Raw genomic sequence first — 19,931 nt, 5'->3', positions numbered from 1 at the left:
CGCACCGTGTTCTCCACCGGTACTCCGGGATCGGTCGAGCTCACCGCACGCCCTCCTGGTCACCGCGCCCCCGGGGACAGCGTCACCGATCCGCATGCGGGCGGGAAGAGGAGATCGGGCGGCCGATCGGGCAGCTTAGGGGAAACCCGCGCCGCGACACTGGGGTTGTCCCCATGCCGGGCCCGGCACCGGACTGGCACCCTGGACCCCATGCCAGCCGAGCCCGTGCCGCCGCGTCGCCGCCGACCTTGGTCGACGTCCGGGTGGCTGATGCTCGTGCTGCTGGTCGTCTTCGCGTTCGGGCTGATCGCGTCGCGCCCGCCGTCGCCGCCCGATCAGGGGCCGCCGACCGGGGACGTGCTCGCCGCGCAGAACGCCATCGACGCGCTTGTGCACCCCGGCCCGCACCCCGACGCGCTCGCGGAACTGCCGAAGGACTTCACCGCGCTCAGCGGCGTCACCCCGGGTGCGATGACCGCGCGCGACGGCACCGTCCGCGCCGTCCACGTCGACGGCGGGTGCTCGACGCCGTGGGGTGACGACAACACCAAGTGGGACTACGCCGTGCCGTGCAAGGCGCACGACCTCGGCTACGACCTGCTGCGGTACGCCGACCGCAAGGGCCACCCGCTCGGCCCGGAGGTCCGGGCGGCGCTCGACGACCGGCTCTCCACCGACATGCACCACGCCTGCGACCTCAACCCGATGAACTCCGCGCTCACCTGCCGGGTGGTCGCGTCGCTCTACTCCGCGGGCCTGGTCGTCAACTCGTGGCACCAGCGCTGGGGCCCGCCGGTCGGTGACCCCATCGGGCCGATGGTCGCCGGGGTGCTCGTGATCGCCTGCCTGCTCGTGTTCCGGCTGCGCGGCTGGCTGCGGGCCCGCCGCGAACCCCGGCGGACCGCACCCGCACCCACGCCCGTCGACGTCAGCCGCTGGGCGCTGCTCGGCGCCGCCGGCGTCGTCCTCCTGCTCGTCGGCGAGTCCCTGACGGCGCTGGCGCACTGGGCAGGGGCCGCCGAGACGGCGTGGTGGCCGCTCACCTGGCTCACCCAGCTCGCCCCACTGATCTTCTTCGCCGGCGGCCACGCCAACGCCGCCGGCTGGCGCGCCGAACAGGAGCGGGGCGGCGGCTACCGCCACTTCCTGGCCGAACGCGCGAGCCCGCTGCTGCGCCCCGCGTTGATCTTCGCCGTCGTCGCGCTGCTGACGCCGCTCGCGCTCGAACTGCTCGGCAGCCCGTCCGGGACGACGGCCACGGTCATGCGGATCGCGCTGCACCCGCTCTGGCTGCTCGGGGTCTACCTGCTGACGATCGTCTGCGCGCCGGCGCTGCTGGCCCTGCACCGCCGGGCGCCGGTGAGCGCGGCCGCCGGCCTGCTCGCGCTGGTCGTCGGCGGCGAGGTGGCCGCCGGCGCGACCGGCTCGCCCTTGCCCCGCTACGCGGCGACGTTCGCCCTCGCGCTCCTCGCCCAGCAACTCGCCTTCGCGCACGCTGACGGCGTACGCCCGTCGCGTCGCCTGCTCGCCGTGGCCGCCGCGACCGGGGTCGCGGGACTGGTCGTGGCGAGCGTCCTGCGGGACGGGCCACCCGTCCTGCTCGGCAGCCCGGGCGCCCCGGCGGCGTTGTCGGCGCCGCCGTGGGGCGTGCTGCTGCTCGGCCTGGTCCAGCTCGGCCTGCTCGGGCTCTTCGCCGTCCCGCTGGCGCGTCTCGCCGCGCGGCCCGGCGTCGCCACCGCCTGCCGGTTCGTCGTGCGCGCGCCGATGAGCCTCTACCTGGCCTTCCTCGCCGCGATGCTGCTGCTCGTCGCCGTCGTCTACCTGCCGGGGCGGATCGCCGACGGGCTGAGCTGGCTGGTCCGGCCGCGGACGCTGGTCGCGGTCGGCCTGCTCGCGGTGCCCGCGACCGTCGTCTTCTGGTGGTTCGAGCGGCACACCCACGGCGCGCGGGCACCGCGCGCCGCCGACCTCCCCGGCCGCCGGACGGCGGTGCTGACCAGGGCCGCGGCCGCGCTCGGCATCGGCTACGCGATGCTCGGCGTGTTCGGCTTCGCGCTGACCCGCTTCGGCGGGGTGGCCGCCGACGCCGACCTGCTCGGCCTCCGGCTCGACCCGATCCAGAGCCTGGTGCACCTGCTCCTCGGGGTCTTCCTGCTGCACACGATCCGGATCGGGGCGGGCGCGGCAACCGGCACCTGGCTGGCCACGGCGCTCGCCTGCGCGCCCTCGCTGCTGTTCGCCGCCGACGGCAGCACGCCCGGCTTCCTCGGCGTCACGCTGCACGCGGTGACGGCGGCGTTCGCCCTGCTCGCCGCGGCCGGCACGCTGCTGCCCGCCAGACGCCCGGCGGGCGCGGCGTCCTGACCAGGCGAAAGCGCCGGAGGTGCGGGAAACTGGGTGGTGCGTGCCACATTCGCGGGGGGATGTGTAACGCTACGGCAACCCGGGGCGGGCACCATGCGTCCCAACGCCAGGACCACCGATTTGAGCAGTGAGGAGTCGCCCGCGTGGATCACCCGCCTCGGAACGGGCAAGGCGACCGCCGCCCCGCCCGGCCCTGGCAGGACGAGCCAGGCCGGCGCACGCCACCGCCGTCACGCCGCCCCGCGCCCCGCCGCGAGCCCGTGGACGCCCGGCGTGCCGCTCCTCCGCCGCGCCGCCCCCAGCCGCGCCCGGTCGCGCGGGGCCGCCGCAACTCCTTCCGCGGCGCGAAGATCGCGCTGGCCGTCGTCTCGCTGCTGGTGATGGGCCTGACCGGGTACGCGTGGGCGGCCATGCAGGGCCTGGTCAACGGTCTGAACTACGCGAACGTGATCAGCGACGGCGGCGGTGGCGACAAGCCCGCCGACGGCGCCCGCGACATCCTGCTGGTCGGCCTCGACAGCCGCACCGACGCCCAGGGCAACCCGCTCTCGCGCGAGGTGCTCGACGAGCTGCGGGCCGGCGACTCCGACGGCGAGCTCAACACCGACTCGCTGATCTTCGTGCACATCCCGAACGACGGCAGCAAGGCCGTCGCGATGTCGCTGCCGCGCGACTCCTACGTCGACATCCCCGGCTTCGGCAAGCACAAGATCAACTCAGCCTACGCCCGCGCGATGCTGCAGGCCCGCAAGGACCTGCAGAAACAGGGCGTCACCGACCCCAAGGAGCTCGACGTCAAGGCCAACCAGGCCGGGGCGAAGGAGCTCATCGCGACCATCGAGAAGCTCACCGGGTCGACCATCGACAACTACGCCGCGGTCAACCTGCTCGGCTTCAGCGACATCACCAAGGCCATCGGCGGCGTCGACGTCTGCCTGAACAACAACGTCAAGGACCAGTACTCCGGCGCGAACTTCAGCAAGGGCCAGCACACGATCTCCGGCGTCGAGGCGCTGGAGTTCGTCCGGCAGCGCCACGGCCTGCCCAACGGCGACCTCGACCGGGTCGTCCGCCAGCAGGTGTTCATGGCCGGCATGGCGCGCAAGGTGCTGTCGGCGGGCACGCTGACCAACCCGGGCAAGCTCAACGACCTGATCGACGCCATCAAGAAGTCGGTCGTGCTCAACCAGAACTGGGACATCTTCGGGTTCGCCCAGCAGATGAAGGGCCTGACCGGCGGCCAGCTCGAGTTCCGCACCATCCCGGTGAAGAACATCGAGTACAAGACCCCCGAGGACGGCACGGCCATCCAGGTCGACCCGGCCGAGGTGAAGCAGTTCGTGCAGAGCCTCGCCGGGCCGCAGGCGGGCCAGACCGCGCCGCCCGCGCAGCAGGCCGACCCGGCGAACAAGGCGACCACGGTCGACGTCCGCAACGCCTCCGGCAAGACCGGCCTGGCCGCGAGCGTCGCCAAGACCCTCGAAGGCAAGGGCTTCACCTCCGGCGAAACGGCGAACGCGACCTCGCGCAAGACGACGGTCATCTGGGTGCCGAAGGGCGGCAAGGACAAGGGCCAGGCCGTCGCGGAAGCGCTCGGTGGCTCGCCGACGATCCAGGAGGACAAGAGCGTCCAGGCCGGTCACGTGACGGTCTTCCTCGGCTCGGACTTCGAGGGCACGACGTCCGACGCGAGCTCGGGCGCCGGTGCCGGCGCCTCGTCGAGCGCGCCGTCGCAGGCCGCGGCGCCGCCGGCCGACGAGGAGAAGCCGATCACCGCCGAGGGCGTCCCCTGCGTCAACTGACCCGGTCGCCGGGACTTCGTTAACCCGTTCGGCCTAACTCGCGCAATCGGTATCAAAGACATGCGCGAATCCGCGTAAGGGCCGGGCCTCCGCGCACTTACATACATGTGAGGGTGCACCTGCACGGGAAAGTTGTCACAGCCGTACGGGTGCCGCGGGAGCGCACGGCAGGGGAAATTGATGTGCTGATCGACGGCGAGGAGTACCAGCGGATTCTCGGGGACGAGCTCCGGAAGCTCCGGCGCAGCCGCGGCTGGACGCGCAAGGAGCTCAACCAGCACCTGCAGAGCGAGATTTCGCTCCAGACGCTGGCCACCTACGAGCTGGGCACGAGACAGTGCTCCGTCGTGCGCCTGGTCGAGCTGTGCGTCGCGATGGACGAGCTGCCCCAGGACCTGCTGGCCAAGGTGCACCGCCGGGTGTTCGTCGACGAGCCCGGCCGGGTCCGCGTCGACCTGCGCAAGGTCGTCGCCGACGAGTCCGCCGAGCTGCTCCCGCTCCGCCGCTGGGCCGAGGACCGGCTGCGGCAGGTGGGCGACCACGGCGCCGCCGAGATCGCGCTCGACCTGCCCGCACTGGAGCGCATGGCCGAGCTCTGCGAGCTGCCGACGGTCGAGCTGATCGCCCGCCTCCGCCGCTACGCCTCCCGCTAGCCTCCGCTCCCGCCCGGGTCGTGAGGAGCGTCAGCCGACCAGGAAGTCCTCCCGGCGCACCTTGCGCGTGTCCAGCCAGTAGCGCCAGGTGAAGCCGGGCCAGATCGTCCGGTTGACGCCCTTGGCGTCCAGGTACCAGCTCTTGCAGCCGCCGCGCGTCCAGATGCCCTTCGCCAGCTTGCGCTGGATCTCGGCGTTGAACCGCTCCTGCACCTCCGGCTTCGGCTCGATGGCCTGCCCGCGGGCCAGCCGCAGCGCCTCCGCGACGTAGGAGATCTGCGCCTCGATCATGAACACGACCGAGTTGTGCCCGAGGCCGGTGTTCGGGCCGAGCAGGAAGAACAGGTTCGGGAAACCGGCGACGGTGATCCCGAGGTGCGTCCGCATCCCCTCGGTCGCCCACTCCTTGCCGAGGTTGCGCCCGTCGCGCCCGACGATCTCCAGGTCGTCGAAGGCGTCGGTGACGTGGAACCCGGTGCCGTAGATGATCACGTCGGCTTCGTGCTCGACCCCCGCGGCGTCGACGACGCTGCGTTCGCGGACTTCCCGGACGCCGCCGGTCACGACGTCGACGTTGTCCCGCGCCAGCGCCGGGTAGTACTCGTTGGAGATCAGCACGCGCTTGCAGCCCATGGTGTAGTCCGGGGTGACCTTACGCCGTAAGGCCGGGTCGGTGATCGCGCGGTCGATGTTCCGCTTGGCCAGCCGCTGGCCCAGCTTCATCACCCACGACTGGCCGTTGAAGCCGATCGCGCGTGCTTCGAGCAGCCAGTACAGCAGGTTCCGGTAGGCGCGCTGGGCCGGCGGGAACGCCTTGAACAGCGCGCGGGTGCGCCCGGACATCTCGTGGTCGGCCTTCGGCATGATCCACGGCGGCGTCCGCTGGAACAGCGTCAGCTCCGCCACCTCGGGCGCGATCTTCGGCACGAACTGGACCGCACTGGCGCCGGTGCCGATCACGGCAACCTTCTTGCCCTCGAGGTCGACGTCGTGGCGCCATTGCGCGGAGTGGTAGGCCGGTCCCTCGAACTTCTCGATGCCCGGCAGGTCCGGCACCATCGGCAGGTGCAGCGCGCCGACCCCGGCGACCAGGGCGTTCCCCACGAACTCGTCGCCGCCCCTCGTGGCGACGTGCCAGCGGTTGCCCTCGGCGTCCCAGCGGGCGCCGGTCATTTCCTGGCCGAACCGGACGAAGCGGCGCAGGTCGTACTTGTCGGCGACCTCGCGCATGTAGCGCCAGATCTCCGGTTGCGGCGAATAGGCCCGCGACCAGCCGGGGTTCTGCTCGAAGGAGAACGAGTACATGTGCGACGGGATGTCGCAGGCGCACCCGGGGTAGCTGTTGTCCCGCCACGTACCGCCGACGTCGTGCGCCTTTTCGAGGATGACGAAGTCGTCGCGCCCCTCCTTGCGCAGCTGGATCGCCATGCCGAGACCGGAGAAGCCCGTCCCGACGATCACGACCCCGGTCTCCGTGCGGTTGCCCATGGCGCCTCCCGGTTCCTGTTACCCGTCGTCCATCTTACTCAGAGTAGGTTACTGCCGGTAGAGTGTTGCCCATGACGACCGCGAAGCGCAAGCGCATGCCCCGGGCCGAGCGGATGCGACAGATGATCGAGGTCGCCGAAGAGGTCTTCGCGGCACGCGGCTACGCGGCGGCGTCGATGGACGAGATCGCCGAACTGGTCGGCGTCTCGAAGCCGATGCTCTACGAGTACTTCAACTCGAAGGAAGGCCTGCTGCTGGCCTGCATCCGGGAGTCGCGCGCAGTGCTGCGCGAGGTCACCGAGCAGGCGACGGTCGGCGCGACGACGGCCGAGGACGCGCTGCGCCGCGGCCTGCTCGCGTTCTTCGTCTTCATCCGGGAACGGCGCCAGGCGTGGTCGCTGCTGCGCCACGAGATGGCGCTGATCGGCACGCCGGCCGCGGACGAGGTCGAGGAGACCCGCCGCCAGCAGACCGATCTGATCGCCGCGCTGATGAGCGGCTACTTCGACAGCGGCGACGACCTGCGCGCCGAAGCGGCCGCGGAATTCGTGGTCGGCGCCTGCGAACGGCTCGCGATCTGGTGCGAGAAGCACGACGAAGTGGACCCCGCGACGGCCACCGAATACGCCATGGACGTGCTGTGGACCGGCCTGCGGCACCGTGCACGGTAACTTGCAAGTGCATTAGGCCATTCGGTCGTTACTCACTGCTGTCGTGTCCTGTGACACAGAGTTGCTCTACGGTATCGAGGACACGGTAGAAAAGGTGCTGGACTTTTCGCAGCCGAGAGGGGGCGCGAATACCGCGTCATGGGAATGCGGTAGCCGCGTCACGGTTGTGTAAAGCATGGTGGTGGAGGAGAGGGGCGTGAGGCAGATGGTGGAAGCGATCACGGCGACGTACGTCCAAGAGGACGCCGACTGGGCGATCACGGTCAGCGGCCGCGGCAAGGAGCTGAGCGCCAGGGCACCCGGCATCATCGCCGCGCGAGACCGGGCGGACCAGCTGGTCGAGGAGCTCGGCGACGGCAAGGCGACGGTGGTGCACCTGCTCAACGGCAGCGCACTGGACTTCACGAGCGCCTACATGACAGCGCGGCTGACGCTCCCCAAGCTCCCGCCGCTCGAGGTCCCGCCGCCCGGCAGCGTGCCGAAGCAGCAGACCACGGAGGCCGCGGACAAGAAGCCGCAGCTGCCCCCGAGCAAGCAGCTCCCGAAGGCCGTCGAGGACCGCAAGGCCCCCGCCGAGCCGGCGCCCGCCACGGAGAGCAAGGCGCCGGCCAAACAGGCCTGAGCGCTACTTGAGGAGCTTGCGCACCAGCAGGACCAGCACGAGGATCCCGCCACCGATCAGCGGGTACTTCACCTTCGGGTTGTCCAGATTGGCACGCACGCCGTCCTTGGCGGCGTCGGCGAGCTTCTTGGGGTCGGCCTTGACGGTGAGCTGGTCGAGCGTCGCCGCCAGAGCGGTCCTTGCCTGCTCGATCTCACGCTCGATCGTCTCGGGATCGCGAGCCACGTGTCCTCCTCGCCGCATGGGTCTTCCGCGCCCCAACTTAGTCGACCGCCCCACCGCCTCCGCACGGGCCACGCCGCACGCTACGCTTCCCGGTGCTGGGGGCCCGTAGCCCAATTGGCAGAGGCACATGGTTTAGGTCCATGCCAGTGAGAGTTCGAGTCTCTCCGGGCCCACGAGCGAGTTGATGAGTCCTGCTCGGCGCTGCGCGCCTTCGCCGGACTCGCTCGTCGTTCCCTCCGGGGGTGCAACCCCCGGGCCCCGCCCGGCGGGCTTCGCCCCCGGACCCCCTGCCGTGGTCACCTTCGTTCGTTCGCTCAGCTGAAGTCGACGGTGATGTGCGGCGCCAAGGCCCGCAGGAAGTCCGGCGCGTCGAAGATCTCCCCCGCCGACGCCACCCCCTTCCCCCGCGTCCGCCCGCTCAGGATCCGCTCCACCGCCTCCACCGCCAGCGGCGCGCTCACCGCGTAGATGTCCTGCCCGCGAGCGACCGCCCGCCGCTCCTGCGCACCAAGGCGCACCCGGACGTCCACCACGAACGTCTCCGCCGAATCGCGCTCGGCGGCCGCCGACAGGCCCTGGGCCGCGGCCACCGTCATGTACGACGTCACCGACGGCACCTCGAGGTGCCGCGGGATCGTCACGATGTCCGCCATCGAGAACTCGCCCAGCACCGGCCGCGGGCCGAGTGGCGCCGGGAAGTTCCACTCCAGCGTCGACAGGGCGTCGTCGCGGTGCTCCAGCCGGCCGCCCGCGAACCGGACGCGCCGGCCGCCGCGGCGTTCGCGGGACACCTGGCCGGCCGCGAGGGTGCCCGGGGTCGGGTGCCAGCCGCTCAGGCCGTAGGCGACGTGGACCTCGTCGGCCGCCGTCCAGCCGTCCATCGCCGCCGTGGCCAGCAGGTCGGCCAGGCCGCCGAAGAACGCCATCGCGGGGACCACCGCGGTGTCCGCCGTCAGCGCGAAGGTGTCGAGGTTCGCTTCGATCTCCGCGGCGACGTCCACGTACGGGACGCCGGCGCGGATCGCCGCCGCGGCCACCGGGAGGGCCGTCGCGGCGAACGGGCCCGCGCAGTTGATCACCGCCGCGACACCGTCGAGCGCGCGGTCGAGGGCCGCCGGGTCGTCGACCGACGCCGGCCGCCCGCCCGGCAGCTTCGCCGCGTCGCGGCCGGAAAGGACCGGGGTGAAGCCGCGTTCGCGCAGCTCCGCCACCACGAAGCGGCCGGTGAGTCCGTAAGCGCCGTAAACCAGTACCGAAGTCATGAAGAAATCCTCGCGCCAGCCCTTCGCCGACGACAGTGTCCGGAACGACGTGATGCGTACACTTTCGGACATGCACGCTGTCGCGCTGGCCGCCACCGACGGGATGCTCTCGTTCGAGCTGACCATCGCCACCGAGGTGTTCGGGGAGAACCCGCGCTACGACTTCGCGGTGTGCGGCAGCGAGCCCGTGCGGGTCGGCCGGTTCCTGCTGGAGCCCGACGACGGCCTGGACCGGCTGGCGCGCGCCGGCACCGTGCTCGTACCGGGCTGGGCTGACGTCGACGCGGACCCGCCCGCCGAGCTCGTCGACGCGGTGCGCGCCGCCCACGCGCGGGGCGCGCGGGTGGCGTCCCTCTGCACCGGCGCGTTCGTGCTGGCCGCCGCGGGCCTGCTGGACGGGCTGCGCGCGACCACGCACTGGGCGCACACCGACGTCCTCGCCGCCCGCTACCCGCGGGTGACCGTCGACCCGGACGTGCTCTACGTCGACAACGGCCAGGTGCTCACCTCCGCCGGCAAGGCCGCGGCCATGGACCTGTGCCTGCACCTGGTGCGCGCCGACCACGGCCCGTCGGTCGCCAACGCGGTCGCCCGGCGGCTGGTCGTGCCGCCGCACCGCGCCGGCGGCCAGGCCCAGTTCGTCGCCGCCCCGGTCCCCACGCGCGACGACCACCCCCTCTCCGCGCTGCTCCCGTGGATCACCGCCCGCCTGGACCGGCCGCTGACCGTCGAGGACCTGGCCCGCCAAGCGAACATGAGCTCCCGCCACCTGGGCCGCCACTTCCGGGCGGCGACCGGCACGACGCCGTTGCAGTGGCTGCTCACCCAGCGGATCCGGCGCGCGCAGGAACTGCTGGAGAACACCGACGACGGCGTCGAGTCCATCGCGGAGGCGGTCGGCATGGGCACCGCGACGACGTTGCGCCGCCACTTCAACCGCGCGGTCGGCGTACCCCCGGACACCTACCGCCGCACGTTCCGCGGTTAGGGTTCGCCCATGCGGTCGTACGGGTTCGTGGGCACCGGCGAGCTCACCGCCGCCATCGTCGAAGGTCTCAGCACGGACGCACCCGAGGTCTTCCTGTCGCCGCGCAACGAGAAGATCGCGCACGACCTCGCGGCCCGCTTCCCGAACGTGCGGGTCTGCGGCAGCAACCAGGAAGCCCTCGATCGTGCGACGGCCGTCGTCGTCGCCGTGCGCCCGCAGATCGCCCGGGAAGTGCTGGCGGAGCTGACGTTCCGGCCGGAGCACGTCGTGGTGAGCGCGGTCGCCGCCGTCACGCTCGCCGAGCTGCGCGACCTGGTCGCCCCCGCCACCAGGGTCGTCCGGTCCATCCCGCTGCCGACGGCGAGCCGGCGCGCCAGCCGCACCGCGATGTACCCCGACGACGCCGTCGCGCGTGCCCTGTTCGAGCGCGTCGGCGACGTCGTCGTGCCCGCGGACGAGCAGGCGCTGGCCACGTTCAGCGCCGCCACCGCGACCTTCTCCGCGCACCTCGACCAGCTCGCCACGATCGCGGGCTGGATGGCCGAGCACGGCGTCGCGCCCGCGGACGCCGACGGTTACCTCGCGCACGTCTTCGGCGAACTCGGCCGCACCCTGGCCGGGTTCGGCGGCACCCTCGGCGAGCTGGCCCGCAAGCACGAGACACCGGGCGGGATCAACGAACAGTTCCGGACGGCGGTGCGGGACCCCGAGCGGGTGCGCAAGGGTCTCGACGACGTCCTCGCCCGCGTGAAAGGTCAGTAGCGCACATCGTTCTGCAGCAGCGGCGGGTACACAGTGGACGGTTCGCCGTCGACCGTCGTGCCGGCGAACTGCAGCATCGCCCGCTGGGCGCCGTGCATCGGGGCCGGGTAGTCCAAACTGGGCGCCGAGACCTCGTCCAACGTCGCGAGCTGGGACGGCGAAAGCGTCACGTCCAGCGCCGCGAGGTTGCCGGTCAGGTGCTCCAGCCGCCGCGCGCCGACGATCGGGACGACCGTGCCGCGCCGGGCCAGCAGCCACGCCAGTGCCACCGCCGCCGACGTCGTTCCGAGCTCGACGGCGATCCCGGCGACGGCGTCGATGACGGCGTACTCCGCTTCGGACGGACCACCGACGAAGGCCGCGCGGGCCGAGTCGGCGACCTCCGTGCCACGCCGGTACTTGCCCGACAGGAAGCCGTTCTTCAGCGGGCTCCACGGCGTCAGCGCGATATCCTGGTCGAGCGCGAAGGGCGCGAGTTCCCCTTCGACCGTCCGCGCCAGCAGCGAGTACTCGACCTGCAGCGCGATCAGCGGCGTCCAGCCCCGCAGCAGCGCCGCCGTCTGGGCCTGCGCGGTCACCCACGCCGGGGTGTTGGAGAAGCCGAGGTACCGGATCTTGCCCGCGCGCACGAGGTCGTCGAGGGTCCGCATGGTCTCTTCGATCGGGGTGTGGCGGTCCCAGTTGTGCAGCCAGTACAGGTCGAGGTGGTCCGTCCGCAGCCGCCGGAGCGACTCGTCGAGCTGGGCGATGATCGACGCGCGGCCGGCGCCGCCGCCGTTGGGGTCGCCGGGGAACATGTTGCCGAAGAACTTGGACGCCAGCACGACGTGCTCGCGGCGGCCGGGGCGGGCGGCGAAGAAGTCGCCGAGGATCTTTTCGGAGTGGCCGTTGGTGTAAAAGTTGGCGGTGTCGACGAAGTTGCCGCCGAGATCGAGGTAGGTGGCGAGGATCTTTTCGGACTCTTCGACGCTGCAGCCGGCGCCGCCGGGGTCCTCGCCGAAGGTCATCGCGCCGAGGGCGAAGGGGCTGACGCGGAGGCCGGACCGGCCCAGGGTGACGTAGTGGTCGAGTGGCACGAAACTCTCCTTGCGTGTCGGATCGGTCAACCCAGGAAACCGCGTTAACCCGGCGTTCGGTAGATCGATGCCCGCACGCCCTTGCACGATCCTCTCGATGTGGGTTTCCTGGATGAGTGCTCACCAAGATGCGGGACCTCGTCGCCACCCACGCTCGCGAAGACCTGCGCACCCCGGTCCCCGGGCTCCTCTTGTCCAAAGTGGACACCAGCGAGCCGCACCACTCGCTCGCCGACCCCCTGTTCGTCGTCATGGCTCAGGGCGGCAAGCGGCTGCTGCTCGGCGACCGCGTCCACGAATACCGCGCCGGGCAGTACCTGCTGGTCAGCACCGAACTGCCGGTCACCGGCCACTTCATCGGCGCGACCCCGCGAACCCCGGCGCTGGGTCTCGGCCTGCCCCTGCGCCCGGCGGCGATCGCCCCGCTGCTGCTGGAGTCCCCGCCCGGCCGCTGGTCCCGCACGCCACCGCCGTCCCCGATCGCGACCGGCGACGCGAGCCCCGAGCTGCTGGACGCGGCGGTGCGGCTGCTGCGGCTGCTCGACCACCCAGCCGACGCGCCGGTGCTCGCCCCGCTGATCGAGCGCGAGATCCTCTGGCGCCTGCTGACCGGCCCGCACGGCGGCCTGGTGCGCCAGATCGGCCTGGCCGACAGCGGGTTGTCCCACGTCAGCCGGGCGATCCGGTGGATCAGGGCCAACTACGCCGAGCCGATGCGGATCGAGGAACTCGCCCGGCTGAGCGACCTGAGCCCGTCGGCGTTCCACCGCCACTTCCGCGCGGTCACGGCGCTGAGCCCGCTGCAGTTCCAGAAGCGCATCCGCCTGCAGGAGGCCCGCTCGCTGCTGCTGGCGGACGCGGGCGACGTCGCGGGCGTCGGCCACCTGGTCGGCTACGACAGCCCGTCGCAGTTCAACCGCGAGTACCGCCGCCTGTTCGGCGCCCCACCGGGCCAGGACGCGGCCCGCCTTCGTGAGGCCGCGGCGCCCGCCGGCCCCCAGCTCCCCTGACTCCGCACGCCGGGTGCCGATCCGTTCAAGACCGCCGCCCCGGCCGGGTGCGAGGCTGACCGCATGTCGGTGAACCTTTCCGCGGCGGCGTCGTTCATGGCGACGCACGCCCGCCTCCTCGACCGCCGCCGCTTCGAGCTGCTCGGCGGCCGGACCGATGCCGGTGCCGTGCTGGCCGCCGTCGACGGGTACCGCAACCCCGACGGCGGCTACGGCTGGGGCCTCGAGCCGGACCTGCGGGCGCCGGAGAGCCAGCCCGGTGGCGCGCTGCACGCCTTCGAGGTGTTCGAAGACATCGCGCCCGGCACGTCGCCGCACGCGGCGAAGCTCTGCGACTGGCTCGCGTCGGTCTCGCTGCCGGACGGCGGCCTGCCCTTCGCCGTGCCCGTGGCGGACCCGGCGGGCTGCGCGCCCTTCTGGGCGCAGGCCGATCCGGCGGTCGCCACCCTGCAGAGCACCGCGTTCACCGCCGGTGTCGCCCTGCGCGTCGCCCGCCACGACCCCGCCGTGCGCGAACACCCGTGGCTGGCCGCCGCGACGCAGTACTGCTTCCGCGCCATCCGCGCGCTTTCCGCGGCGCCGCACGCGATCGAGCTGTCGTTCGCGGTGCAGTTCGTGGACGCCGCACACGACCTCCACGCGGAAGCGCCCGGGCTGCTGGACCGCCTGGCCGCGTTCGTCCCGCCCGACGGCCTGGCCCCGGTGGCCGGCGGCTCGGACGGCGAAACCCTGCGCGCACTGGACTTCGCGCCCCTGCCGGACCGCCCGGCCCGCGCGTTGTTCGAGGACGGTGTCATCGAGAGCGAACTGCGGCGGCTGGCCGGCGAGCAGCAGGACGACGGCGGCTGGCGGGTCGATTTCGCGAGCTATTCGCCTGCCGCGGAGCTCGAATGGCGGGGCTACGCGACCGTCCGCGCGGTGTCGGTGCTCCAGCGCAACGGCGCCGCCTGAAGGTCTACACGGGCGCCGTCAGAGTTCACTCGCCCGTGGCACGTCGAGTCACGGGCGGTAAGCAGTCACATGCCTTTCGGTGGCCACCGACGACCCCGTACTGTGACTCCAGGTGCCCGGGCCGGAGGTGGAGCATGTCGTCGCGCAACCCGTTGGGCTGGTTCGCTCGCTGGGCGGACTGGTTCGAGGAACGCGGCGTCTACGTGCCCGGCGAAGAGAGCCGCGCGGTCGACCCGATCCGCGATTTCGGCTGGCTGATGGCCGCGTGGGTGGCCGGCGTGGCGATCTTCATCCTGCTGTTCGCGCTCGCCGTTTAAGTGGCATGTGGGCAGTGATTGTCACCAGCGGTGCGCTTCCGGTCACGGATTGGCCACGGGGTGGCACCAGGTGCGCGACAACCCCCCGTCGCGCCTCGTAACCACGCGCGATCACGGCCAGAGTGGAGCGGGTTCGCCCGGCATCCCCCGTTGCCGAACGGCACCCCCGACCCGCCGACTGGAGTACCCGCGATGGCGCTCGCGCGCACGTGCAAGATCATGTTCACCTCAGGACTGCTCGGCCTGGCGGTGGCGTGCGGGGTCCCTTCGACGCAGGGCGGCACGGCGGCACTGGGCGCCGCCGGCTCCCCGGCCGGTGCCGGGGTCTCGGCCTCGCAGGCGGGCAACGACCTGAAGTTCGGCGCCGACCACCGGTTCGCCAGCGGCCTCACCATCTCGGTCGGCTCCCCGAAGTCGTTCCGCCCCAGCTCGTCGGCGTACCCGCAGAGCCCGCGCGGCGCGGCGTTCGACATCCAGCTGACGAACGACGGCGCGACGATCTACAAGCTGTCGGGCCTCACGGTCACCGCGACGGTGTCGGGCACGGCCGTCAAGCAGGTCGTGGACACGACACAGGGCTTCACGGGCATCACCGACGCGGGCAAGGACGTGCTGCCGGGCCGTTCGGCGCACCTCACGCTGGCGTTCGCGGTACCGCGCGAGCAGGCACAGCTGCGCCTGCAGTTCCGCCCGAGCGCGACCGAACCCGCCGTGGTCACCTACTGCGGTCCTGCATGACGTTAGGCTCGGCCCATGACCGAGCGTCTTTCCCCGGGTGACGAAGCCCCGGACTTCACCCTGCCCGACAGCGAGGGCAAGGACGTCTCCCTGCACGACTTCCGCGGCGAGTCCGTGGTCGTCTACTTCTACCCGGCGGCGAGCACCCCGGGCTGCACGAAGCAGGCCTGCGACTTCCGCGACAACCTGGCCCAGCTGAACGACGCCGGCTACCGCGTCATCGGCATTTCCCCGGACACGCAGGCGAAGCTGGCGAAGTTCGCGGAGCACGAGAAGCTGACGTTCCCGATCCTGGGCGACCCGGAGAAGTCGGTCATCGAGGCGTGGGCCGCGTACGGCGAGAAGAAGAACTACGGGAAGACGTACATGGGCGTCATCCGCTCGACGTTCGTGGTCGACCCGGACGGCAAGATCGCCCACGCCTGGTACAACGTCCGGGCGGCCGGCCACGTGGCGAAGCTGATCCGAGACCTCGGCCTCGCCTCCTGACGCGTTGACGAGCCTGGAGGGGCCGGCGCTCAAGCTGGGCGGGCAGATCGCCTCGGCCGCGGCGAAGTCGTGGCTGCGGCGGCGGAAGGCGAGCTACGAACGCTCCGCCGACCTGGCCGACTTGGCCGCCGGCGAACTCAAGGGACCGCTGGAGCGGCGCAAGCTCGAGAACCTCGTCCGGACGATCGGCACGCAGGTGGCCGAGCAGCTGGAGGCGGTGCTCGCCGACCGTTTCTCTTCCTTGCCGCAGAACGAGATCGACGCCGCCTTCCTCGCCGTGGAAGACGCGCTGACCGGCGCGGACCTGTCCGACGAAGCCTTCCTGACGGTGGACGCGGATCCCGAGCAGCTGGCCAGGAAGCTCCGCGGCGACCTGACACGCGAACGGCTTCTCGCCCCGCGCGCGGCGGCGCTGTACGAGCTGGTGCTGGACCTGTCGTGCCGTCACCTCGTGCAGGTGGTCCGCCACCTGCCGTCGTTCCAGCCCCGCGCGCTGGCCGAGGTGCTCGGCCGCTTGAGCCGCCAGAGCGACCAGCTCGACGAACTGCTGGCCCGGGTGCCGAAGACGAGCCTCGCGGCCCCCGAGGGGGTCGACCACGACGCCGAGTTCGAAGCGGCGTACCGGCGCCTCCTGGCCCGCGAGCTCGACCGGCTGGAACTGCTCGGCCTGACCGTGGACGACCAGCCGGCGCTGCCGCTGACGGTCGCCTACCTGAGCCTGAGCGTTTCCCCGGAAGGCGAGCCGCGCCGGGCGGACCGCCGCCTGGACGAGCTCTGGTTCGAGAAGCGCCAGAGCCGGGCGGGCAGTGGGAACATGCGCGTCGAGACGGCGTTGAGCGGCGCCACCCGCGTCCTGGTGCGCGGCGAGGCCGGGTCGGGCAAGACGACGCTGCTGGACTGGCTGGCGGTGACGGCGGCCGGCGGCCGGTTCACGGGCAAGCTCGCGGGCTGGAACGGCCGGGTCCCGTTCCCGATCCGGTTGCGCAGCTTCGCCGCGGAGCCGTTGCCGCGGCCGGAGGACTTCCTCGCCCACATCGCGCCGATGCAGGCGCCGCCGCCGGGCTGGGCCCGCCGGGTGCTCGAAAGCGGCCGGGCGCTGGTCCTGGTCGACGGCGTCGACGAAGTGGGCACCAGCCACCGCCGCGAGGTGAAGTCGTGGCTGCGCAAGCTGTCTTCGGCGTTCCCCGCCACGCTGATCGTGGTGACCGCCCGCACGGCGGCGGCCGACCAGCGCTGGCTGGCGCAGGAGGGTTTCGGCAGCCTCCTGCTGGAACCGATGAGCGCGGACGACATCGAGGCACTGGTGGCCCGCTGGCACAAGGCGGCCGCGGCCGGCGGCACGGTCCGCCCGGGCACCGACGTCCCCGCGGTCCAGCGGCGGCTGCTGAACCAGCTCGACAGCCGCCCGCACTTGAGAACACTGGCCGCGAGCCCGTTGCTGTGCGCGATGTTGTGCGCGCTGAACCTGGCGCACCGGTCCGAGCTGCCGCGGGACCGGATGGACCTGTACCGCAAGGCGTTGTCGATGCTGCTTCACCTGCGCGACGCGGAGCGCCACATCGGCGTGCTGCTCACCGAGACGCAGAAGGAAGTCCTGCTGGGCGATCTGGCTTGGCGGCTTTCGCTGGCGTCGAAAGTGGAGCTGCCGAAGGACCGGGTGCTGTCCCACCTCGCGCGCCGGCTGCCTTCACTGCCGCACGTCGACCACACGCCCGCCGAAGTCCTGGACCACCTGCTGGAACGCAGCGGCGTGCTGCGGGAGCCGGTCAGGGACCGGGTCGACTTCGTGCACCGGACGTTTCAGGAGTGCTTGGCCGCCAACGAAGCCACGGAACAGGACCACCTGGAGACGTTGATCGCGAAGGCCCACCTGGACACGTGGTGGGAGACGTTCGTGATGGCCTGCGGCCACGGGAAGCACCACCAGGTCGGGACGTTGTTGACCGGGATCCTGGACCGGGCTGACGAGGAACCCCGGCACGCGCGCCACTTGCGCCTTTTGGCGGCGGCGTGCTTGGAGACGGTGAGCAACGCTTCGCCGGACGTCATCGCGCGGGTCGAGGCGGTGATCCGGGAACAGCTGGTGCCGCCGCGGAGCTTGCGGGAGACGCGGTCGCTGGCGTCGATCGGGCACCGCGTGTTGCGGTACCTGCCGGAATCCCTCGGGGGACTGTCGGACGCAGTGGCCGCGGCCACGGTCCGAGCCGCGGCGCTCACCGCGGGAGCTGATGCGCTGAACCTGCTGCGCGGGTACGCACAGGACCCGCGCTCGGCGGTGCAGAGGCAGTTGGTTCAAGCCTGGCAGTACTTCGATCCCGAGCGGTTCGCGGTCGAGGTCTTGGCCGATGCCCCCTTGGAGAACGGCGCTATCGAGCTCGAAACCGCGCGGCTGTTGTCGCATGTCCACCACCTGAAGAACCTGACCGAGCTGAGCCTCGGTTTTCGCGCTTCGGAGACACCGCTCGACCTCGACCTTGACTCTCTCCGCGAACTGCCCCACCTGACTCGAATCGCGCTGGACTTCAGTCACAACGAGACAACTGTCGATCTTGATCCGTTGAACAAGCATCCAGGACTTGTTGAAGTATCGATCTACTCCGCGCACAGCTTCGCCAACGTTCGAAGATTGAAGAGTCTCAAGAAGCTTGAAATCCTCACCCTTGACAACAATGCTCCTTGGCAAAGTCTCGATGAATTCAGCGAGTTGACAAGTATCAGATACCTAGCTCTCGGAAACCTGGAATTAACAGAATCCCTCAATCCCTTGAGCTTTCTCAACAGACTCGAGACGCTCGGGCTCACGGCAATTCAAGCAAGAGCACTCAATGCCTCGACACCCCTTACCGCACCCACGAAGATAGGCTTTTATCGACAGATAGGCTCGAAAGCGAACACGGTGAACGGTGAAGCAGTCGCCAAATGCTTCCCACGAATCACCGCGCTCTACTTGTCGGGCGTGGAACTCCGCGATCTCGCACCCCTCGCCACTCTTCGGATACGCAAGCTCTCGCTCGATTTTCTCACCACACCCGTTGACCTCAGCTCACTAGCCGATCAACAGTTGATCATCCAGGCAACCGGAACCGAGCTCCTCGGCACGGAGAAGCTCGGCCCCGGCGTCAAACTGGTCTAAGCCAGGTCCCGCAACGCCGGCAGCAGCGCCCGCAAAGCCCGCCCCCGGTGGGAAAGGGCGTCCTTCTCCGCCGGCTCCATCTCCGCCGACGTGCGCGACTCCCCATCCGGCCGGAAGATCGGGTCGTACCCGAACCCGTTCACGCCCTGCCGAGCGCGCACCAGACTCCCACGCCACTCGCCGCGAACGACCGTCTCCTCGCCCGACGACAGCACCAACGCCGCCGCGCACACGAACTGGGCCCCGCGGCGCTCGTCCGGAACATCCCGGAGCTGCCCCAGCACCAGGTCCAGGTTCGCCTCGTCATCCCCGTGACGACCGGACCACCGAGCCGACAACACCCCGGGCATCCCGTTCAACGCATCGACAGCCAGACCGGAGTCATCGGCAATGGCAGGCAACCCCGTAGCCGCAACAGCATCCCGGGCCTTGGCGACAGCGTTGCCCTCGAAGTCCGGAGCTGTCTCGGGCGCCTCCGGAAACGAAGGCACGTCAGCGAGACCCAGCACCTCGATGCCCGAAATCCCCTCAGCCTCGAGGATTCGCCGAAGCTCGCCCAGCTTCTTCGCGTTCCGCGTAGCCAGCAGCAGCTTCGTCACTTCGACCCCTTCTTCTTGTCCGGCCGCGGCTCCGGCAGCTCCCCGGGGTACGGCAGCGCCAGCGCCTCGTTCTGCAAGCGGGTCAGTTCTTCACACCCCGCCAGCGCGATGTCCAGCATCTTGTCCAAAGTGGACCGCGCGAACGTCGCCCCCTCGCCGGTGCCCTGGACCTCGATCAGCGTGCCCGCGTCCGTCGCCACCACGTTCATGTCGACCTCGGCGCGCGAGTCCTCTTCGTACGGGAGGTCGAGCCGGACGCGGCCGTCGACCACGCCGACGCTCACCGCGGCCACCGAGGACGACAGCGGCTGCGGGTCGTTGAGGCGGTTCGCCGCGCCCAGCCACGTGATCGCGTCCGCCAGCGCCACGTAACCACCGGTCACCGCGGCCGTGCGGGTGCCGCCGTCGGCCTGGATGACGTCGCAGTCGATGACGATCGTGTTCTCGCCCAGCGCCGCCAGGTCGATGCAGGCGCGCAGTGAACGGCCGATCAGCCGGGAGATCTCGTGCGTGCGGCCGCCGATCCGGCCCTTCACCGATTCGCGGTCACCGCGGGTGTTGGTCGCGGACGGCAGCATCGCGTACTCGGCCGTCACCCAGCCGAGGCCGGAGCCGGCCCGCCAGCGCGGGACGCCTTCGGTGACGCTCGCCGCGCACAGCACCCGCGTGTTGCCGAATTCGATCAGCACCGAACCCGCCGGCCACTGCTGGAACCCCCGGGTGATCTTGATGTCACGGAGCTGGTCGTCGTTCCTGCCATCTTTTCGAGCCACGGGAGCAC

The 19,931-nt window shown here is 71.2% G+C and carries 19 protein-coding genes and 1 tRNA gene; 14 read left to right on the top strand and 6 right to left on the bottom strand.

The genetic code is table 11. The features are described 5' to 3' along the window. The first annotated feature begins 210 nt into the window (after positions 1-210). The 3 genes from SD460_RS14910 to SD460_RS14900 all read left to right on the top strand — a co-directional run bounded on the left by SD460_RS14910 (position 211) and on the right by SD460_RS14900 (position 4,819). Positions 211-2,364: a phospholipase A2 gene (locus tag SD460_RS14910; RefSeq protein ID WP_318306255.1), complete on the top strand. Its 2,154-nt coding sequence runs from the start codon at positions 211-213 to the stop codon at positions 2,362-2,364. Positions 2,365-2,507: 143 nt separating this feature from the next. After that, positions 2,508-4,166 (top strand): LCP family protein, encoded by a 1,659-nt coding sequence (locus tag SD460_RS14905; RefSeq protein ID WP_318306254.1) that lies wholly within the window; start codon positions 2,508-2,510, stop codon positions 4,164-4,166. Positions 4,167-4,348: 182 nt separating this feature from the next. Further along, the gene (locus SD460_RS14900; protein WP_290063099.1) at positions 4,349-4,819 is read left to right on the top strand and encodes a helix-turn-helix domain-containing protein; all 471 of its coding nucleotides are present in this window, start codon (positions 4,349-4,351) and stop codon (positions 4,817-4,819) included. 30 nt (positions 4,820-4,849) lie between these two features. On the opposite strand, the gene SD460_RS14895 is transcribed toward SD460_RS14900, so the two are convergent. Then, the gene (locus SD460_RS14895) at positions 4,850-6,307 is read right to left on the bottom strand and encodes a flavin-containing monooxygenase (protein WP_318306253.1); all 1,458 of its coding nucleotides are present in this window, start codon (positions 6,305-6,307) and stop codon (positions 4,850-4,852) included. Between the two features lie 71 nt (positions 6,308-6,378). Between SD460_RS14895 and SD460_RS14890 the strand changes: the two genes are divergently transcribed. Together SD460_RS14890 and SD460_RS14885 are read left to right on the top strand one after the other, a co-directional pair. After that, positions 6,379-6,978, top strand: coding sequence for a TetR/AcrR family transcriptional regulator (locus tag SD460_RS14890; RefSeq protein WP_290062955.1), 600 nt, complete (start codon positions 6,379-6,381; stop codon positions 6,976-6,978). Between the two features lie 205 nt (positions 6,979-7,183). Beyond that, positions 7,184-7,600, top strand: a complete 417-nt coding sequence (locus SD460_RS14885; RefSeq protein ID WP_290062957.1) for a hypothetical protein — start codon at positions 7,184-7,186, stop codon at positions 7,598-7,600. 3 nt (positions 7,601-7,603) lie between these two features. On the opposite strand, the gene SD460_RS14880 is transcribed toward SD460_RS14885, so the two are convergent. After that, positions 7,604-7,825, bottom strand: a complete 222-nt coding sequence (locus SD460_RS14880; protein ID WP_290062956.1) for a DUF3618 domain-containing protein — start codon at positions 7,823-7,825, stop codon at positions 7,604-7,606. A 99-nt stretch (positions 7,826-7,924) separates the two neighbouring features. Here SD460_RS14880 and SD460_RS14875 point away from each other — a divergent pair. Beyond that, positions 7,925-7,998 (top strand) — tRNA-Leu (locus tag SD460_RS14875). A gap of 141 nt (positions 7,999-8,139) precedes the next feature. Here the strand turns inward: SD460_RS14875 and SD460_RS14870 are convergent. Continuing rightward, positions 8,140-9,087 carry a saccharopine dehydrogenase NADP-binding domain-containing protein gene (locus tag SD460_RS14870; protein WP_318306252.1) on the bottom strand — a complete coding sequence of 316 codons (948 nt, stop codon included), beginning with the start codon at positions 9,085-9,087 and terminating at the stop codon, positions 8,140-8,142. A gap of 70 nt (positions 9,088-9,157) precedes the next feature. On the opposite strand from SD460_RS14870, the gene SD460_RS14865 reads away from it, so the two are divergent. Both SD460_RS14865 and SD460_RS14860 read left to right on the top strand, forming a co-directional pair. Beyond that, complete coding sequence (locus SD460_RS14865) at positions 9,158-10,075, top strand: helix-turn-helix domain-containing protein (RefSeq protein WP_290053588.1); 918 nt, start codon at positions 9,158-9,160, stop codon at positions 10,073-10,075. 9 nt (positions 10,076-10,084) lie between these two features. Further along, on the top strand, positions 10,085-10,837 hold the full coding sequence (locus tag SD460_RS14860; RefSeq protein ID WP_318306251.1) for an NAD(P)-binding domain-containing protein: 753 nt from the start codon (positions 10,085-10,087) through the stop codon (positions 10,835-10,837). Here the strand turns inward: SD460_RS14860 and SD460_RS14855 are convergent. Then, complete coding sequence (locus SD460_RS14855) at positions 10,831-11,913, bottom strand: aldo/keto reductase (RefSeq protein WP_290053593.1); 1,083 nt, start codon at positions 11,911-11,913, stop codon at positions 10,831-10,833. The two genes, SD460_RS14860 and SD460_RS14855, sit on opposite strands and share 7 nt — an antisense overlap. A gap of 116 nt (positions 11,914-12,029) precedes the next feature. Here SD460_RS14855 and SD460_RS14850 point away from each other — a divergent pair, with 116 nt between their 5' ends. From SD460_RS14850 to SD460_RS14825, 6 genes are all read left to right on the top strand, one after another. After that, positions 12,030-12,923, top strand: a complete 894-nt coding sequence (locus SD460_RS14850) for an AraC family transcriptional regulator (protein WP_290053596.1) — start codon at positions 12,030-12,032, stop codon at positions 12,921-12,923. A 63-nt stretch (positions 12,924-12,986) separates the two neighbouring features. Beyond that, positions 12,987-13,874, top strand: coding sequence for a hypothetical protein (locus SD460_RS14845; RefSeq protein WP_290053599.1), 888 nt, complete (start codon positions 12,987-12,989; stop codon positions 13,872-13,874). Positions 13,875-14,008: 134 nt separating this feature from the next. Beyond that, on the top strand, positions 14,009-14,191 hold the full coding sequence (locus SD460_RS14840; protein WP_125313016.1) for a hypothetical protein: 183 nt from the start codon (positions 14,009-14,011) through the stop codon (positions 14,189-14,191). Positions 14,192-14,383: 192 nt separating this feature from the next. Further along, positions 14,384-14,929 (top strand): hypothetical protein, encoded by a 546-nt coding sequence (locus SD460_RS14835; protein ID WP_290053607.1) that lies wholly within the window; start codon positions 14,384-14,386, stop codon positions 14,927-14,929. Positions 14,930-14,944: 15 nt separating this feature from the next. Further along, on the top strand, positions 14,945-15,418 hold the full coding sequence (gene bcp / locus SD460_RS14830) for a thioredoxin-dependent thiol peroxidase (protein ID WP_290053610.1): 474 nt from the start codon (positions 14,945-14,947) through the stop codon (positions 15,416-15,418). Positions 15,419-15,422: 4 nt separating this feature from the next. Then, complete coding sequence (locus SD460_RS14825) at positions 15,423-18,551, top strand: NACHT domain-containing protein (RefSeq protein ID WP_318306250.1); 3,129 nt, start codon at positions 15,423-15,425, stop codon at positions 18,549-18,551. On the opposite strand, the gene rdgB is transcribed toward SD460_RS14825, so the two are convergent. Both rdgB and rph read right to left on the bottom strand, forming a co-directional pair. Next, positions 18,548-19,150 (bottom strand): RdgB/HAM1 family non-canonical purine NTP pyrophosphatase, encoded by a 603-nt coding sequence (gene rdgB / locus SD460_RS14820; RefSeq protein WP_290053615.1) that lies wholly within the window; start codon positions 19,148-19,150, stop codon positions 18,548-18,550. The two genes, SD460_RS14825 and rdgB, sit on opposite strands and share 4 nt — an antisense overlap. Beyond that, positions 19,147-19,923 (bottom strand): ribonuclease PH, encoded by a 777-nt coding sequence (gene rph, locus SD460_RS14815; RefSeq protein WP_160694094.1) that lies wholly within the window; start codon positions 19,921-19,923, stop codon positions 19,147-19,149. Before rph ends, rdgB begins: the two co-directional genes overlap by 4 nt. Positions 19,924-19,931 lie beyond the last annotated feature (8 nt).

The sequence above is a fragment of the Amycolatopsis solani genome (genome assembly GCF_033441515.1).
Taxonomy (GTDB): Bacteria; Actinomycetota; Actinomycetes; order Mycobacteriales; family Pseudonocardiaceae; genus Amycolatopsis; species Amycolatopsis solani.
This window is presented reverse-complemented; position numbering and strand designations above follow the sequence as displayed.

Coding starts and splice junctions, on each gene's coding strand:
- SD460_RS14910 (WP_318306255.1), top strand. CDS start 211: ATGCCAGCCGAGCCCGTGCCGCCGCGTCGCCGCCGACCTTGGTCGACG.
- SD460_RS14895 (WP_318306253.1), bottom strand. CDS start 6,307: ATGGGCAACCGCACGGAGACCGGGGTCGTGATCGTCGGGACGGGCTTC.
- SD460_RS14890 (WP_290062955.1), top strand. CDS start 6,379: ATGACGACCGCGAAGCGCAAGCGCATGCCCCGGGCCGAGCGGATGCGA.
- SD460_RS14885 (WP_290062957.1), top strand. CDS start 7,184: ATGGTGGAAGCGATCACGGCGACGTACGTCCAAGAGGACGCCGACTGG.
- SD460_RS14870 (WP_318306252.1), bottom strand. CDS start 9,087: ATGACTTCGGTACTGGTTTACGGCGCTTACGGACTCACCGGCCGCTTC.
- SD460_RS14865 (WP_290053588.1), top strand. CDS start 9,158: ATGCACGCTGTCGCGCTGGCCGCCACCGACGGGATGCTCTCGTTCGAG.
- SD460_RS14860 (WP_318306251.1), top strand. CDS start 10,085: ATGCGGTCGTACGGGTTCGTGGGCACCGGCGAGCTCACCGCCGCCATC.
- SD460_RS14845 (WP_290053599.1), top strand. CDS start 12,987: ATGTCGGTGAACCTTTCCGCGGCGGCGTCGTTCATGGCGACGCACGCC.
- SD460_RS14840 (WP_125313016.1), top strand. CDS start 14,009: ATGTCGTCGCGCAACCCGTTGGGCTGGTTCGCTCGCTGGGCGGACTGG.
- SD460_RS14835 (WP_290053607.1), top strand. CDS start 14,384: ATGGCGCTCGCGCGCACGTGCAAGATCATGTTCACCTCAGGACTGCTC.
- bcp (WP_290053610.1), top strand. CDS start 14,945: ATGACCGAGCGTCTTTCCCCGGGTGACGAAGCCCCGGACTTCACCCTG.